At 64.0% G+C, this 17,523-nt stretch carries 10 protein-coding genes and 1 pseudogene; 1 reads left to right on the forward strand and 10 read right to left on the reverse strand.

Annotation, left to right across the window (positions count from 1 at the left end; genetic code table 11):
- Positions 1–9: 9 nt before the first annotated feature.
- Positions 10–347 (forward strand): annotated as a pseudogene (locus tag BM394_RS23615) (DNA polymerase ligase N-terminal domain-containing protein); the annotation flags it as partial.
- A 925-nt stretch (positions 348–1,272) separates the two neighbouring features.
- Here BM394_RS23615 and BM394_RS02205 read toward each other — a convergent pair.
- The 10 genes from BM394_RS02205 to BM394_RS02250 all read right to left on the reverse strand — a co-directional run bounded on the left by BM394_RS02205 (position 1,273) and on the right by BM394_RS02250 (position 17,522).
- On the reverse strand, positions 1,273–2,778 hold the full coding sequence (locus BM394_RS02205) for an MFS transporter (RefSeq protein WP_092973167.1): 1,506 nt from the start codon (positions 2,776–2,778) through the stop codon (positions 1,273–1,275).
- 456 nt (positions 2,779–3,234) lie between these two features.
- Positions 3,235–3,711 carry a flavin reductase gene (locus tag BM394_RS02210; RefSeq protein WP_092973680.1) on the reverse strand — a complete coding sequence of 159 codons (477 nt, stop codon included), beginning with the start codon at positions 3,709–3,711 and terminating at the stop codon, positions 3,235–3,237.
- Positions 3,712–3,825: 114 nt separating this feature from the next.
- A complete protein-coding gene (locus BM394_RS02215; RefSeq protein ID WP_092973169.1) occupies positions 3,826–4,293 on the reverse strand; it encodes an acyl-CoA thioesterase in 468 nt (155 codons plus the stop codon).
- A gap of 1 nt (position 4,294) precedes the next feature.
- The gene (locus BM394_RS02220; RefSeq protein WP_092973171.1) at positions 4,295–10,144 is read right to left on the reverse strand and encodes a type I polyketide synthase; all 5,850 of its coding nucleotides are present in this window, start codon (positions 10,142–10,144) and stop codon (positions 4,295–4,297) included.
- 531 nt (positions 10,145–10,675) lie between these two features.
- Positions 10,676–11,476 (reverse strand): TIGR03084 family metal-binding protein, encoded by an 801-nt coding sequence (locus tag BM394_RS02225; protein WP_092973174.1) that lies wholly within the window; start codon positions 11,474–11,476, stop codon positions 10,676–10,678.
- A 244-nt stretch (positions 11,477–11,720) separates the two neighbouring features.
- The gene (locus tag BM394_RS02230; RefSeq protein WP_092973176.1) at positions 11,721–12,734 is read right to left on the reverse strand and encodes a carboxymuconolactone decarboxylase family protein; all 1,014 of its coding nucleotides are present in this window, start codon (positions 12,732–12,734) and stop codon (positions 11,721–11,723) included.
- Between the two features lie 115 nt (positions 12,735–12,849).
- Complete coding sequence (locus tag BM394_RS02235) at positions 12,850–14,505, reverse strand: FAD-dependent oxidoreductase (RefSeq protein WP_092973178.1); 1,656 nt, start codon at positions 14,503–14,505, stop codon at positions 12,850–12,852.
- Positions 14,502–15,071 (reverse strand): DUF5987 family protein, encoded by a 570-nt coding sequence (locus BM394_RS02240; protein ID WP_217643291.1) that lies wholly within the window; start codon positions 15,069–15,071, stop codon positions 14,502–14,504. The genes BM394_RS02235 and BM394_RS02240 overlap by 4 nt, the downstream gene beginning before the upstream one ends.
- A gap of 16 nt (positions 15,072–15,087) precedes the next feature.
- Positions 15,088–16,515, reverse strand: a complete 1,428-nt coding sequence (locus BM394_RS02245) for a cytochrome P450 (RefSeq protein WP_092973182.1) — start codon at positions 16,513–16,515, stop codon at positions 15,088–15,090.
- Positions 16,512–17,522, reverse strand: a complete 1,011-nt coding sequence (locus BM394_RS02250; protein ID WP_092973184.1) for an enediyne biosynthesis protein — start codon at positions 17,520–17,522, stop codon at positions 16,512–16,514. Before BM394_RS02250 ends, BM394_RS02245 begins: the two co-directional genes overlap by 4 nt.
- Between the last annotated feature and the right edge of the window lies 1 nt (position 17,523).

Raw genomic sequence — 17,523 nt, forward strand, 5'->3', positions numbered from 1 at the left:
ATCCGATGTATGCGGGGAAAACTACGGAAGTACCGGAACAGGCGTGACTTCGGCGGCACCACCGAACCGCACGGTGACACTCGCACGAACGAGGGAAACTCCGGTGCCCGATTCGTCGTGCAGAAGCACGACGCCAGCTCGCTGCACTACGACTTCCGTCTGGAAGCGGAGGGGTGCTGAAGTCCTGGGCGCTGCCGAAGGGACCGTCCATCGATCCGCGGGACAACCGACTGGCCATCCGAACGGAGGATCACCCACTCGATTAAGCGGACTTCGAGGGGGTCATTCCCGAAGGGGACTACGGCGCGGGAACCGTCCTGGTTTGGGACAGCGGTTCGTACAGCCCGCGCACCAACGGGGACGAGGACGCCGCCCCGCTGCTCCTTGAGCTCGGCAACCGCGGCAGGGACGTCGTCACCGAGCAGCGTCGAATTGGGCCACGGCAGGGGCTCGGTCAACGTGGTGGAGGAGACGTACTCGCGAGCGCCGTTGAGCGCCTCGTGGAACGGACTCTCCCGGGTGTTCCAGAAACCGAGGACTTCCTCGTACGCACAGCGCCTCAGCAGGAACCCCGCCGCTGCCGCTCATCTCTTCACCCCACGCCCGCCGCAGGACATCGTCCGGGTTCGCTTCGGCCCCCGCCGTGGTGTCCTCTTCCGCCCTGCCGGGCCCCTGCACGACACCGTCCAACGTGACGTGGTTGACGACCACGATCCTCGTGACGCTCCCAGCGAGCCGATGCCCCAACGCAAACTTGTCGTAGTGTTTCCGGCGGTTACCGCCGAAACTGATCTTACAGTCCCGGGGCAACCGGAAATCACATCCGAACACGACTCACGAGCCTCCGAGGACGCGTAACAGCGCTCCGCGGGAAGACCCGCGATCCGGGCACCGGAAATGTCAGCATTTTCCGTCAAGAACGGTTCAGCAACAATGTACCTTCGGCCACCCACCCTGCTGTCCGAAACAACGAATTCTCATCGAAAGGTCACCGCGGAGAGTCAATCGTATCCGAGAATGATGTGGTCCTCGCCGATCTCAGGACCTTCTCGTGACTCCTCGACTTTCTCCGGGCGGTCACGGTGACATCGCCGTTCCCCGCCCGATTCGTCCACGAGGGCAGGAACCGGAGCACACTCCGACATATGAGAACTCCCATCCTACAGCGATTTCTCCTGACCAATAGGTGCAAACGCCGGGAAAATCCGGAAACACACCCCACAGGGTTCGAGTGCTCGCGCACCGGCCTTTGGGGGGCGGTGAACCGGCCGACTACACCGTCGTGTTGTGCGAGCGGTTCGAGCTCGACTCCGCTGCTCCCTCCACTCCGACGACATTTCCGGGTGAACGCACCCTGCGATACTGTCGGCCGAGATACCCTGCGAGCCCCGCGCACACCGCCGCCAGGGCGGAGACCGCCACCAGCACATCCGTGACCGAGGAAACCAGCGCGCCCAAGAGCAGCGGGCCGGACAATCCGCCCAGACGGTTGTAAAGCGACACGGTCCCGGTCATACGGGTACGGCTCGCCGCGTCGGCGAGGTCGGCAACGATGGGAAGGAAGATCGCGGCCATGATGTTGACCGCGAACAACGCAGCGGCCAGGACGAATGCGCTAAGCCAAGTGGACACGGACACCGCACCGCTGGCCGCCAGCCCGAGCAGAAGCACCGCGGTGAAACCCGCTAGTCCAGCCGCGAGGCGCACGGGGCCGAATCTGCGGTATCCCAGCAGGATCAGTAATGAGCAGGGCAACATGATCACCGAGGCCACGGTCAGCAGGAGATTCGCGGTCGGGATCGGCACACCTCCGGATCGGGCGAGTGTGGGCACCCAAGTGGTGAGACCAAACGTAAGTACGCCGACCAACAGTGCGTACAAGCGCTGCAGCCCGCCGGAGAACGCCAAGGTGTGCACCGCTGTCCCGCTTTCGTGCCGCACCTCGTACGAGCGTCGCACCGATCGCTCCGGGATCCACGGCGTCGAGGCTACGAGCAGCATCCCTGTCGGCGCTCCTATCAGCCACAGTACGCGCCAACCGAAGATCGGTTCCAACCACAGCGCCGATCCGGCCGCCACCAGATAACCGGCCGCGGTGGCGATCACCGAGAGGGCGACCACGACCGCTCCCCGGCGTTCCTCCGACGCAGTATCGGACAATACGTTGATCACCAAGGGCGCCAGACCACCGACTGTCACTCCCATCAGTCCACACATGACCACGTTGCCTGCGAAGGTCGGCATCGAGCCACACATGCTGGTCGCTGTGAATCCCAGAGTGGCCAACAGGTAGGAAAGGCGAAGACCGATCCGATCCGTGAAAACCCTGTACAGCACCGCACCAGTGGCCGTACCCATCAGTCCCGATACCGCCAGCAACGAAGCGGTTTCGGCCTCAAGGCCGTACTCGGCTCGCATACCGGGAATGACGAATCCCAGCGTGGATGTCTTACTGATATCGATGGTCAGTGCCGCCGTCCCGAGAACGGCTATCACCGCACGTCCGCGACGCCCCACGTGTGCGACGCTGGCCTGCTGCCGCCCCGATGTGCTCCGGAATGCTCCACCGAGCAGCACGAGAAGCAACCCCACTGGCGCAACGAACATTTCCGGCATCTGTGACAACGGCATGCCGTGCAACGGCTGAGACGCCTGTGACACGATCGACTCCGTTGCCGGCATGTCCATGGTGAAGGCAGCGACGAAACCGATTCCGGAGGAGATCAGCACGATGGCGGTACCGCACAACAACAGTGCGTTGGCTAATTTCGCGGGCATAACCCGTCCGTTTCCGATTCGATGAAGGCTCTTGTCACGCGATCGCGCAACAGGGCAGAAGATGATGTGGTCACCGCCACCCGACGACTCGCTCGGTATGGAACGTCGACAAATCCACTGGAAATCGGGATGCAAACCAGACGAACACGCGGTTTACCGCTCAGGCGATGCGGTAACAGCGGCCGCGCGGCGAGAACGGCGCCCTCGTTGACCGGACAGACCGACGCCATGTCGAACCACTCATGACGCGGAAACCCGTCACGGCGGAGGACCGCGGTGGGCCTCGCACACTGTCACCGGACGCATCTCCCCGAGCAAGTCGTCCTCCTCATCCCCACGAATACGTGGCCCCAACTCGGCCTGCTCCCGAAACAGGGGCTTTCAGCCGTGGTGCCCACGTCGCACGACCCCGACTTCGTCCGGGTGATCGTCACTGTGTCGGAACATTGTCCGCGCTCACAGTGCGGACCTCCTGTCGGGTGCGTCGATCAGGTGGTACTGACCGCCGCAGAACAGCAACGCCCGCGAGTCGTTACCGCGGATCGAGCTCAGCACCTCCCCGAGGAAGATCGAATGGTCACCACCGCCGTACACATCGACCAGCTCGCACTCCAGCCACGCCAACGATCCTTCCAACAGTGGCGCATCGGTGTGCGGGCCGCGACGACAATCGACCCCGTCGAACTGGGCAAGCCCGCGCGGTCGTCCTCGGTCGGCGAAGTACCGGGCGAGATCCCGCTGCTCATCCGCGAGTATCGAGACCGCGAACGACCCCGCCGAGGTGATCGACTCGTGCATTCGCGCCGTCCGGGAAACGCAGCACATCACCAGCGGCGGCTCCAGCGAGACCGAGTTGAATGCGTTGGCGGTCATGCCGTGCCCGTACTCGCCACCCGCTGTGAGCACGGTCACACCGGTTGCGAACCGGGACATGACATCGCGCAGCGAGGTTTGCGCGGAGAACCGCTGATCCCGCCGTGCGGGCGTCGTCGGCGTCTGCACCGCGCGGTCTGTACCACGATCATTAATGTGCACGTTGTCCTCCGTCTAAGTCCTGCCGCTGCGCACTGCGCTCACTGATTGCGGCGCGACCTCGATATACGGTGTCAGCGCTGCGCGCAGCTCCTCAGGCACGCGCGCGGGCACGGTGTTGGTGTTCGGGCCTCGCATACAGGCGATGCGCTGCCGTCCCCGAGCGGCGAGAGTCTCGACCGAACCGTCGAGGTGCACGTAGTCGAAGACGAACTGGACCTGCGTTTGGGTCAGCTCTTCCAGCCGCATTCGGATGGACAGCTCGTCGAACGCGGTGATCTCGGCGAAGAACTCGCACTCGACCCTGAGCGTGAACAGCTTCAGGTCGCCACGCACGTCCGCGAGCACACCCGGAGCCTTCTCCTTGAGGAACATCTCTCGACAACGTCCCTGCCAGCGCAGATAGTTCACGTAATAGACGTTGCCGACCAGATTGGTCTCCTCGAAGCCGACGGTGTGCTGAATCTCGTAGTAGTCCCCCACCTCAGTCCTCCTCTCCCGCGAGTACGGCGAACACCACCGGCTCGCGCCTGTCATTGACGGTCGTCACCCAGGTCGCGATCCGCGAGTCACCGGCCGACAGCGACACCCAACCGTCAGAGTGGACGCGGTCGAGGCTGACGGCCTGGGTCATAGCTCCGGTCTTGCGGAGGCACTCCATGACACTCCAGACCCTGGTGCCTGCCACCGTGACGGAATCACCGCACTCCTCGATCAGCAGATCGCGGACAGCCAGTAGCTCGGGGCCGAGCAGACCCGCCCAGTCCTCGGTCCCACGTTCGACTGCTTCCTGAACATCGCAGGCCAGACGGCTCGAACCGGCTACGACCAGAGTCAGCCCCGCACCGTGCGAGGCCGACACCTCGTGATCGTCGGCTTCCGGTTTTCCGTCCGGGCGGTAGCGCAACCGCAACGGTCTGCCCACAGCCCTACTGACAGCGAGCTCGGTCCGTACCCTCCGATCCGCGGTCGTCCCCCCGTCGCTGTCGTCCGGGTCCGGTTCGACGACCACCGAACGACTGCCGCCGAGCACCCGTTCCAGCTCGCGCTCGAGGTGGGAACCGAGCAGGACAGGAACCCACGGTCCGGCGCCGTCACGCTTGCGGACGGCCCGAAGGGTCAACCCCTCCCAACGCTCCACCAGCGCACCGGACGGATCACGGACATCCAGATCATAGGTATAGCTGTCCCCCTCCTGGGAGCGTTCACGCGCGTCGAGTAGGAGGTGATCGGTGTCCTGATCGGATGATTCGGCCAGATACAGCCTGGCTATACTCTGCGGCAGCAGAGTGGCGTCGGGCACGCAGCACTGGATGGCATGCATCATGGCGTCCCGGATGCCGGGGTCGGCCAGTACCTTTTCCTGTGGCAGGAAGGACGCGAACCAACTTTCCTGTGCTTTCGTCGAGATCTCGGCCACCGCATGCCGCGCGTTGATCCGCCGGTACGCCGCGAGCCGTTGGAATCTCTTGCCCTGGAACAGCACATTGCCGTAGAGCTCGGCGGCCGGATCGATCGGGACGGCGGGCAGTTCAGTACCGGACTCGACACGGGCGCCGAGTGCGTCCGGTTGCGGGAATCGGAGTCTGGCTCTGAAGTGGTCGGCGCTGAAACCGGTCTCGGAACTACGCACCACCACGTCGACAGTCCCGACGTCTTGAGCCAGTGCGGCCAGCCTGATGGTGGTCGTACCATCGGGTGGTACGACCACCGGACGCAGGAATTCCGCATTCTCCAACAACGGCGGCCCCTGTTGACCGGTTACCGCCACGGCGATCTGGGTCATCGCTTCCATCCCCATCACGGCCGGAAACAGAAGCTCGCGGTCCAGCAGGTGATCGGCCAGGTAAGGATCGCTGCCGTCCGACAGCTCCACCTCGGTGACGAGCTCGATACCGGGATAGTGCACAAGAGCGCGGTCCACGAAACGTCGCAACGGCAGTTCGCACCGCTGCTGCGGCAATGTACTCAGTCCCGAAGTTCGACCACTGATCACCAGCACCGGACCGGCGTCCGGATGACCGAGGACCTGCCGCATCACCTCGATACCACTTTCAGTGGAGATCGGCGTGATACCGTCCCGTTTGAGCGTCTCCACAACGCCGAGGCGCTCTCCCATACCGGCTCCGGACCACACCGACCACTCGAGTGCCAACGCCCGAGCTCGCGGATGTTCGTGCTGGAACCTCCGCGTCAACTCGCTCATCCAATCGTTGGCGGTGGCATAGTGCGCCTCACCACTCAGACCAGACCGTCCGATAATGCTGCCGAAGGTCACGAGCAGCTTGATCCGATCCTGATCGACCGCCGACAACACCGTCCGCAATCCGGTCACTTTGGGTTTCAGCGTCGCCCGGAACGCGTCTTCGGTGAGATTGGACAGTGCGGCAGGCTCGTTGCGACCCGCACCGTGCAGCACCGCGGTCACCGGGCCGAGCTCTCCACGAATCCGCTCGACCACAGCGGTTACCTGTTCCGGAGAAGTCACATCGGCGCGCTCGTAACGATAGTCCACACCGGCCTGTGCCACCCGTTTCAGGTTCGCCGCGAGTTCGGAATCCTCCTCGGGGGAGGCGCGGCCCAGCAGCGCCAGTTTCGCGTGCGACTCCTTCGCGATGGTCAGAGCACACTCCGCTGTAATGCCCTTGCCACCTCCGGTCACCAGCAGGACGTCGTCCTCTCCCAACGGGGACGGATCCGGCGAGGAAGAAACGGGCAAAGTGTTGAGCACGGGTACGCGGCGTGTCAACCTCCCATCGTAATGCGCTTCGGCGAAATCGGTGGTGGCGGCGACCTCCTGCACCACCCTCGACACCAGTTCGTCGACCGTTTTCCCGTCATCGGGCTCGACCTCGGCGAACCGCACGATCGTGGTACGAACCGAGGGGTCCTCCAGTCGCAACGTCTTCGCTAGGCCTGCCGCTCCGATCTCCTGCTGGACCACGACGAACCTGGTACCAGCCGGGGCGGCCGCAACGGCGCGACCGGCGTCGAGGAACAATCCCGCGTGACTCTCGTCGCACTCGGCTGGCAGGCACAGCAGCACCCCGTCCCCCACTCCAGCACCTCTCAGAGCCGCGCGAAGTGGTTCGGCCAACGGATGTCCAGGGGTCGCGAAAACCGTCCAGTCGCACACATCCGAACCGCTGCCGATGTCGACCGCCGGGAGTTCCACCTCAAGGTGGTCCAGGGTGAACGGACGGGTCCACGGTGCCACCCCCGGAACCTCGCCACCGACCGAGTCCGCGCCCTGCGTGCCCTCGCCCGCGGTCTCGGCGAGCTCGTCCAGCATCTTCGCGAGCTCACCGAGTTGGACAGTGGCGAAGTTGGGCATCGCCTCCAGAGCTGGACGCCCGAGAGCGCGAGTCGCCTCGTTCACGAGCTGGCCGACCGTGATGGAGCTGAGGTGCAGGTCGTCCAACGGGTTCGTATCGGCGGTGATCGTTTCCAGCGGTAGTTCCACCTTGTCCGCGGCCAGCTTGCGAAGCAGCTCAAGAGTGGCCTCGGAACCGCTGGTGTCCGAGCCGAGAGTCGCGGTGACCGTCTCATCCTCGTCGTGCGTGCTCGCTATCGGACCGGAACTCTCCCCGAGACCCGCCTCGGTCTCCGGAGCGGATTCGCACGGGTTGGCCAGGAAGGTCATGTCGCCGTCCAGGGACAACGGACGAACGACCCTACCGCCGAAAAGTTCCGTGGTGTTCACCGACGCTCCCAACGCGAACGCCGCGCCGAGCACCCCGAGCAGAGGAGTCAGTGATTCACTGTCGGTATCGACCGAGAGCACGGGTTTACCGGGAGCGATCTCGGCCATCAGACCGGCCAGCACCCTGCCGGGACCGGCCTCGATCACCAGGTCGGCCGTCTCCGCGGCACTGGACGCCGCTTCACGGAATCGCACCGGCTGCAACACCTGGTTTTGCAGCAGTGCCCGCAGGTCTTCCGCAGTATGCAGCACATCACCCGTGACGGTCGAAACCACCGGCCGGACCAACTGCTCGAAATCGAATTCGGCCAATCGTTCCGACATCGCCGCCGCAGCCGGTTCAACGGCACTCGAGTGGAACGCGTGCGAAACGTTGATCCGGATCGCCTGGATACCGGCGGAACGCGCTTTCGCGCACACGCGGTCGACCTCGTCGGCAGGCCCTGAGATCACGGTCTGCTTCGGTCCGTTGTAACCGGCGATCACCACATCCTCGTCGGCCATGAATTCGCCGGTGACTTCCGGAGTCGCGGCGATTCCGGCCATAGCGCCACCGCCCCGACTCGCCTCGGCCATGATCGCGCCGCGTATGCCGGCCAGCCGCAGCACTCGTGACTCGTCCATAGCCCCACCCCAGTGCAGGGCGGTGAGCTCTCCGAGACTGTGCCCCACGGCAGTATCGGCCTCGATGCCGAGACCACGCAGTACTCGCAAAGCCGCCAAGGAGCCGGTGACGATGCGCGGCTGCGCGACCTCGGTCGCTACCTGATCACCTTCGGCAGGTAGTCCGGCCGACCGGAAAACCTCCTCCGCGGCGGGAAACCGGCGCCGGATCGCACCGACCACACCGTGCCCTGATCCCTGGCCGGGGAACAAGTAGGCGATCCGCGGGGCCGTCGAACGGTGGTCGAGGAAAATCCCCTCCCCGGGGGAGAACACGCTCTCTTCACCGCTGTCGAGCCGTTGGAGCAATCGGTCGAGTTTACGTTGCGCGTCGTCGGGAGTGCTCACCACGAGCGCGGCGCGCACCGGCTTCCCGGAGAGTTCGCGGGACAGCGTGCCCGCCAGATCAGTCAGCTCGGCCTGCGCCAGTTTCCCGGCAAAACCCATCAACCGTACGAGATCTTCGCGCAGCTGGGCCCTATCGTCGGCGTCCAGCAACAGCAACTCGGCATCCTGACGGCCGTGAACCAACCGCACTGCGCGCGTATCGAGTTCGTTCCTGCGCGTGGTGTTGGGGGCTTCTTCGATAGCGACGTGCGTGTTGATACCACCGAACCCCATGGCCGAGACCCCGGCGCGCATCGGCTCATCACCCGGCCACGGCTCGGCTCGACTCGGCACGTACACGGCCGCCTCGTCGTCGAGCAGCAGCGGATGAGGAGTGTGGTGTCCCGTCGCCGGCGGTATCACCTGGTGGTGCACGGCGAGGGCTGCCTTGATCAAGCCCGCTACACCAGCCGCGGCCTTGGTGTGGCCGAAGTTGCCCTTGACCGTGCTCAGCGCCGCCCGCCGAGACATGGCATCCTCGTCACGGCGAGCCGACGACAACGCTTCGATCTCGGTGGCATCACCGATCGCGGTGCCCGTTCCGTGCCCCTCGAAGTAGGACACCGTCTCCAGGCCGTACCCCGCACGCTCATAGGCGCGCTGTAGCGCGAGTCGGTGCCCGCTCGCCTCCGGACGGGTGATACCGCCCTTGCCGTCGGATGAGACCCCCCAACCGGTAATAGACGTGTAGATGCGGGAACCACTCGCCAGCGCATCCCGCTCACGCATCATCACCAGCATCCCAGATCCCTCACCGGGCCAGAAGCCGTTCGAATCGCGGTCGTAGACCTTCATCTCATCGGTGGCCAACGCACCGGTCTTGGCGAAACCGATGACCTCGAACGGGTCGATCGACAGATCGACCCCTCCGGCGATGGCGACGTCGATGTCGCCCTCCGCCAGGGCGTTGGCCGCTGTGCTCACCGACAACAGCGAGGAGGAGCAGGCACCGTCCACGGTGTAGCCACCTCCGCTGAGGTCGAAGTGATTGCAGATCCTGCCCGCGATGGTGTTGGCGAGCCCCCCTGCGAGCGTGTCTTCGTTGATCTCGGGAAACGGCGCCTTGTACCGCCCTTCGAGATCCCGCAGAAAAGCGGCCGTCTCATCGTCGTCCCATCCGCTATCGGCAAGCGCGGCGGCTACGGTGCGGCGCACGTACGGCCACCGCAGTCGCATCACGTTCGCACGAGAGAACTCACCCGTCAGGCTGTTGCCGAGCACGACGCCGGTGGACCGCCTCGGCAGCCCCTCCCCGTCAGCGAACCCGGCATCGGCCAACGCGGAGGAGGCCACATCGAGTGCGAGCCAGTGTGTCTGGTCCGTCACTCGATAGGTGCTGCCAGCGACCTTGTACTTGACACGATCGAACTCGAAGTCCCGCAGTACCGCCGCCTTCTCCGTGTAGAACCGGTCCGGTGCCTCCGGATCCGGAGACCAGTAGTCCTCACGGTTCATCCGCTCGTCGGGCAATTTCCGGAAAGCTCGACGACCGGCCAGCACGTTCTCCCAGAACTGTTCGGAGGAAGCAGCGTCGGGGTACTTGAGTCCGATACCGATAATTGCTATCCGCTCACTGCTCATACCAACCACCGAATCCCACGGACAGGCACTGAATTACAGTCAATCGTTGCCAAACACGGTTCATAAAGCCACACCCCCGCGTCAAACACCTTTTCGGCATCCCGACAACCTCGGGAGATTTCCAGTCATCACCAATTCCAAGATATTTCACGGCCACACTTCGCCGCCCCCCGATTTTTCGAACCACGGACAAACCACCACCTCGCCGAACCGACGAAGCAGGTGATCGACTTCGTACTCTTGGAACTCGATCCCATCGCCCCCCTCCGCTACTACCACCTCCCCACGTCGCACCACCGATCAACACAAAAAATTTTCTCGACCCCTCCAAGCCAAAATTTAATTTTGAAATCAGAGGCCGTCATCACTCACTCCGAACACCCGAAAATCCCGAAGCCGGAGGATCGCGGCGCCCGCAGTAGAGGTTGACATCCCGCTTTCACGCTCGATCCGACAACGACGCGTCACGGAAGTGTTCGCTTCCGAGTACTGGTACCACTCCCCTGCCGAGAGCGGACGTCTCCCCGTCGGCTACGAGTCGAACTGGCCAGGAACACGCCCCGGCCCCGCCGGCCCGCGATAGGCCTGGGCGATGCTCAGCCAATGATCGGCCTCCTCACCAGAGGCCGTCAGATTGAGGTCGTCCCGGTGCCGCCTACGGGTTGCCAACAGACAAAAGTCCACCGCGGAGCCGCTGATGACCTGTTCCGCCTCAGCATGCCCAAAGGTCCAGCTCTCTCCGGATGGAGCTGTGAGCTCGAAGCGGAACTCGACGTCCGGCGTCACGAGATCACGCGCCTGATACCCGAAATCCCAGGTACGCACGACAAAGGAGACCAAAGGCTTGATCCGGTCGGTGCGCACGCGTCGCACGCCGAGCGCATCGGCGATGTCCTGTCCGTGCGCGAAAAGCTCCATCATGCCCGCGCTGGCGAGCACGGCTGGAGGCAACGGGTTGACGAGCCAAGGCACCATCCGCTCCGCGGGCACACCGGCGAGTGCCTTGATTCCCTCGTCTCGTTCGGCACGCCAACGGGCCAGCAGTTCCTCCGGCGGATCGTCGACGTAGTCGGCCAGCGCCGCGTTCACCGCCGCGTCAAAACCACCGCCACCGCTGATCCGCTCCGTCATCGCCGTGAATTCCTGCGGGCTGGCCGCGGCCATTCCCGCTATTCGGAATATAAATGCGAGGTGACCGATCTGATGAGCGATGGTCCACCCCGGTGCCGGCGTGGGCAGCTTCCAACGATCCTCGTCGATATCAGCCACGAGCCGATCTACCTCTTCCGCTTCCGCGGAAAGCTTTTCGATCACTTCCTGCGCTTCAGACATGTGTCCGCCATCTCCCTGTCCAACAGAAACAATCGCGAATCAATTCCAGGAACCAACAGAGAGCGCACCACTCGCCGAAGGATCCCTACCGCTCAAGTCGAGCACACCAACAAATGCAGGATGCTATTCATAATTACGAACCACACACCCTCGTGCTAGCGAACCTAAAACGAGAGCCTCTTCATCGACCCGAGCAACTCGACTCCTCCATACTCCGTCACGGGAATCGCCCCGTCTTCTCCGATCAGGCTCCACCGCTCAACAACTCACCACTGCGCCTGGCTGCCGCAAGGCTCGCCCAGGCCACACCTTCGACCAGAGTCCGATCCTCCCGATGGGCAAGAGCGAACTCCCGGACCAGGTCGTCGTCGACCTGATAAGGAGCAATAGCCGTCAGCAGAGCCAGTCGTCCAGCAGTCCTGTCGGAACCGCTCACTCCGGACAGCAGCGGTTCCACCCAGCTACGGCTCGGCCCCGGCAGCTGGCCGTCCCAGTCCCACAGGGCATCGAGGACCACTTCACGTACGGGAGCGGACAACGCCCGAACGCCTGCTTTCTCGACCGCAGTGCTGGCACGGGCGAAAGCATCCGCGACGGTGGAGCTTCCCTCCGCCCACGACAGATCCCCGGGTAGCGTGGCGGCCGGCAAGAAATCCAGCGATGCCCCGTTACTCGGCAACGCATCTGCCGATGGGAGGAGGAAACGACCGAGCACCCGGCGCGCGTACTTTCGTGCCACAGCAGGTACTTCCTGCGGCAACGGCGATTCACCCAGAAAGACGTGCACCATGCGATTCAGGTACTGAAACGTCACAGCCACACCGGTTAGCTCTGCGAGTCGCCCGGCATCGCCAGGGGGAATCCCGCCACTTCCCCGCACCCAGTCGGTTACCATGCCGATCTCGACGTTCTCGGCCGCACCGGTGTCATCACGAACCAACGCGTCCAGCGTCGAGCCATGCACCTCGATGCAGTACGGGCAAACGTTACGGCGTGACACCGCAGTCGCCACCGCTTCTCTGAGCTCGCGGCCAGTGTTCCCACCGGTCAACAAGGTCTCCCGCAGCATCATCCAGGCAGCCGCGAGTACGTCGGGGGCTGGCGAGTGCAGGCTCACCGGCGGGGCCAGCATTCCGAAGTCGCGCTCCACCTGATCGTAGACTTCAGCGACCACTCCCCTGGCCTCGTCAGGCCGCACCGGTTCGACATGCCTGATCTGCGACTGAGATCTGCGCAGCGCCGCCCGGATAAGTGTCATTACATTTCTCCTTGGCCCGTTGATAAGTGCTTCTCCAGAGCAAGCGCACGACGGTGTGGCGTGAACAACCGGCGAAGCGGCCGGACGACCGCAAACACCAGCGGCAGGGTCGTGCCTACTCCACCCCCGCGCTCGGCACCATCCGGCCGACTCCACGTCTGCCGCTGGTGGCACCGTCCGGAGCAGGAGCTCCGTAGCGAACATCGACACCGCGTTCCTGTGCGGCCCGCACGATCTCCGGAACAGCGCGCTCAGCCAGGGCAGCTATGGTCATCGCCGGGTTGACGGTCAGTGCACCGGGGACGGCCGAACCGTCGGTGACGAAGAGTCCCGGGTGATCGCGTAACTCGTGCCGATCGTCCAGTGCCGAGGTTCGCGGGTCGTCACCTATGCGGCAGGAGGACAGCGGGTGCACCGTGTAGGCACCGACCACATCGTTGGTCCACGGTGCTACCTCGGCCAAGCCATCACGCTCCAGAATATCGGCGACCTCGGCATCGGCCTGCGCCCACGCACGCAGGGTGTTCTCCGTGGGTTCGTAGCGCAGCGGACCACGACCGAGCATCTGCTGCGATATCCGGTCCGCGTTCCCGGTCGCGGGCGGTGGGCCGAATACGCCCTCGTTGTCGTCCTCGACCATCTGGAAGATGGTCAGCCAGGATCGCCACCGCTTGAGCAACTCCTTCTTGGCGGTACCGAACCAGGCCGGATCATCGCCGCCGGGTACCTGGGCCAGAATCGTTCCCAACCCCGGCGGGAAGTAGAGCTGTTCCAGAGAGTAGCGGGAGTGTTCGGGAAGTGATCCGTCCAAACGGTCCCAGTTCGCGACCGTCGGTCCCTTGCCGATTTGGTTGGCCTCGTAAGCGACCCCGTCTCCACGCTGCAGGCCGAGCACGTCCCGCACGCGTTCCTCGTCGAGCACCGCCGTGTTGAGCCGCTCACCGTTGCCGGAGAAGTACCTGCCGACCGCGGGCGGCATCGAACCGAGAGTGGGCTCGGAACGCTGCAGAATCACGGGGGTGGCCCCCGTACCCGCGGCTAGTACGACGATCTTGGCATCAATCGTGCCGCTTCCGGTGTGCACCCGGTAGTCCTCGTCGTCGACGACGTTGTAGTGCACCCGGTAGCCACCGTCGTCGGTACGTGAGAGCTGTTGCACCTCGTGCAGCGGCCGAATCTCCGCTCCGTACGCGACAGCCGCTGGAAGATAGTTGAGCAGCAGGGAGCGTTTGGCATCGAATCTGCATCCGGACATCATCCAGTTACAGTTCGTGCACGTGTCGTTGTCGATGGCCACCGGCAAAGGATTGGCGGTGCGACCGGCATGGTGGCAGGCCGCCGCCCACAGACCGCCAGCATAACTGGTGTCACTCCAGCTCTGGGTGGTCACGGGCATGGATTCGGCCACTCGGTCGTACCAGGGTTCGAGGCTGTCACGGCTGATGGCGGCGGGCCACATTCGTCTGCCGATACTGCCTCGGCGCTCGAACACGAACCGCGGGGCGCGCGGCATCGCCGCGAAGTACACAACGCTCCCCCCGCCGACGCAGTTCCCCCCGAGCACACTCATCCCGTCCCCGACCACGAAGTCGAAGATCCGCGTGTAGGAGGATCCCAAGAGGAAGTCGTGTTCGAAGTCATCGCTCTCCAGCCAGGGACCGCGTTCCAGGACGGTCACCCTGGCTCCTCCGGCCGCGAGGTGATAAGCGGTGATCGCGCCACCGAATCCGCTTCCGATAACGAGGACGTCGGTATTTTCACTGCTGGTCATGCAGGGCTCCCTGAGGCCGTGGTGTCGGGGTGGACCTCGGCCAGCTTCCGGCCGTAGGAATGCTCGGAGAAACGCCACAGACCGTCGGCGTCCGGGTGTGCGATACCCATGGCCGAGAGGCCTGGGTGCCCCGTCGCGACCGCCTCGGCGGTGTGCAGGTGAGCCGCGCTGTCGAAAGCCATGTTGCTGAACAGGGCAAGCATGACCCAGAATTCCTTCTCCGGATGGCCGGGCGTCAACAATGCCCGCACCAGCTCGGTTCGGTGCTCGAAGGCGAGTCCGACGAACGGGGACAACGACTCATCCAGAGCTGTCCCGTGCTCGGAGGCGTACGCCCTGGCGTGTGCGTCGAGCAGGTCGGCGAGCGAATCGAGCCCCTCGGTCACACCTGTCGCCGGTGTCCGGAGCAACTCCAGTGCCCCGGCCTCGACCGCACCCGGCCCGGTTGAAGCGCCCGCGATCGCGTGATCACCGGTCCAGCGCTTCTCACCGGGAACGATCGTGTCGGCGAATGCCTCGAGAGTGGCGGTGACGGTTTCCTGCTGATCCGCTGTAGAGGATTGCACGGATTTTCCTTCCATCTCACGACGAGTCGTCCTCGTGATCGGCGTAATCGACCGCGACGGCTTCGGGGGAAGTTGGTGCCGGCCGCTCCGGCGACACGTTGCGCACCGTCATCGGCAGTCCTCCCCTCAAGCGCAGCGACAACATCGGTTCCGCAACGATTTCGAAGTTCTCCACTTTGTCCAGGCGCATCTCCCTGGCGACCATGGCGAGCACAAAGGTGGCCTCCATCAGACCCAGGTGATTTCCGACGCAGAACCGAGGTCCGGCACCGAACGGGATGTGCGCGTACCGTGGCCGATCAGCAGTGTTGTCAGAAGCGAAGCGCTCCGGGTCGAATCGGTTCGGTGATTCCCAGAAGTCCGGATGGCGGTGCAGCGTGTACGGACAGACGAGCACGTCCGAGCCCGCAGGCACGTGGTACCCGCCGATCACGTCGTCGCTCACCGACTGGCGGGGGAGAATCCACACCGGAGGGAACAGGCGGATGGATTCCTGCACGACCATCGAGGTGTAGGTAAGCCGATGCAGGTCTTCGTAGGTCGGTAATCGATCACCCAGCACCTCGACCGCCTCGGTGTGCAACCGTGACGCCACCTCCGGATGCTGGTCGAGCAGGGAGAACGTCCACCCCAGCGTGCTCGCCGTGGTCTCGTGCCCGGTCAAGAGCAGAGTGGTCAGCTCATCGTGCAAGCGTCGCCGTCCCACGGCCGAGTCAGTTTCCCGTTCAGTGGAGCGGATCAGGCGGGATAGTGCGTCGTCACCGTCCGAACGGGGATCCGCCAGGCGCTGTACGACCAGTTGCTCGACTATCCGCCGCAGATCCCTGCGAGCGCGCCGGAAGCGCAGTTGTCTCGGCAGCGGTACCCACATCGGTACCAGCCCCATAGACTCCATCTCGAACATGGCCTGGTTCTGAACGGCCTCGAATGAACCACCGATCGACTTGTAAGCCCCGAGGTCGGTGTCGAGTAAGGTGCGTCCGAGCACGCCCAGGCTGAAACCGGTCATCTCCCGAACGACATCGACCGGGCCACCACCCTCATGAGCGCGCAACCTGTCGACCAGCCTCGCCGCCTCGTCGACGATCGCATCGGCCTGTGCCGCGATGCGCTTGTGCTGAAAGGTCGGCTGGACCGTTTTACGCTGGGTACGCCACAGCGCCCCGTCACTGGTGAGTAGGCCGTCCCCAAGCGCGCGCCTGGCCTGGATGTAACCAATCCCCTTGGTGTAATTACCACTGTTGTCGGCCAAGATGTGCTTGGCGTACTCGGGATGGTTGAAGAAATAGAGTGTCTTCGGACCGACGCGCAAGCGCACGGCATCACCGTAGTTCGCCGCGGCCTCACTCAACAGCGAGAGCCGATCCTTCACCAGTTTTCGTAGCAGACCCGGTGTGGCTCGGCGCGGCGGGCCTGGAGGTACGCGCCGAGCTGAGCCGGTCATGCCGCCTTCTCCGATTCGACCGCCGTCGGCATCGGATGTGGATCCGACTTCGGCTCCGCGTCCGACGGGCCTGCCATTTCTCCTTGCCGCAGGCGTTCACGCTCTTCCCATTTCTCGCGTTCCTTGTTCGAGAAGTGCAACGACCACAGGAACCCACCGCGGATCAGGCAGACCATTGTCGTGGCGAAGAAAAGCCCGTAAGCGACGTGAGCGGCCGTCAGCAGACCGTAGACCACCGCGACGCCGGCGCCGAAAGCGAACTGCGAGGCCGGTTTGGACGGGGTCGTGCCGGGATCGGTTACCATGTAGTTGGTGAACAGCACGAACGCCACACCGGTCATGGAGGCCAGCGCACCGAGAATGGCGATGTCGAACACGACACCGCGTACCACCGCCTGCAGGGCGTAAACACCGACCCAACCGGCGATCAACCACATCCGACCGGTGAGCTTGGCGTTGAGCATGGTGCCCGACACAATGATGACTATCGGGATCAGCCAGTCGAACCAGAAACCGGTCGATTCGCTGAAGTGGTAGGGCGGGGCGATGCTGGCCCAGGGGAAGAGCAGCAGAATCACGGATATACCGAGATTCGAGGGGTTCATGAAGTGGCGCATCCGACCACGCACCGGCGCGCGCAGTACCCACTTGGCTCCAACTGCCACCGTGACCCCGAATATCATGGCCCACAGCTGGGTATTGACGTAGATCAACATATTTACCGCGAGCCCGGTGATGTGAGCGGGATACAGGAACTCCACAACACCGCGTACGCCGTTACCAGTAAACCGGGGGATACGTCCCTCAACCCGTGCCGCGACACTCTCGAGTCCGATTTCGACGGTATAGGCGGTGGCCAGTGCGATGAACGGCCACAACCACGGTTGTTCGAACCCGAGGAGAACGTACCCGAGAATATTGAACACGGTGATAGAAATAGCGAACCTGCGCAGTGCCGTGATAAATTTCGGCTCACCACGCTGGGGGGTGGTTTTCTGCTCCGTCATG

It is taken from the genome of Actinopolyspora lacussalsi subsp. righensis, assembly GCF_900116555.1.
Taxonomy (GTDB): Bacteria; Actinomycetota; Actinomycetes; order Mycobacteriales; family Pseudonocardiaceae; genus Actinopolyspora; species Actinopolyspora lacussalsi.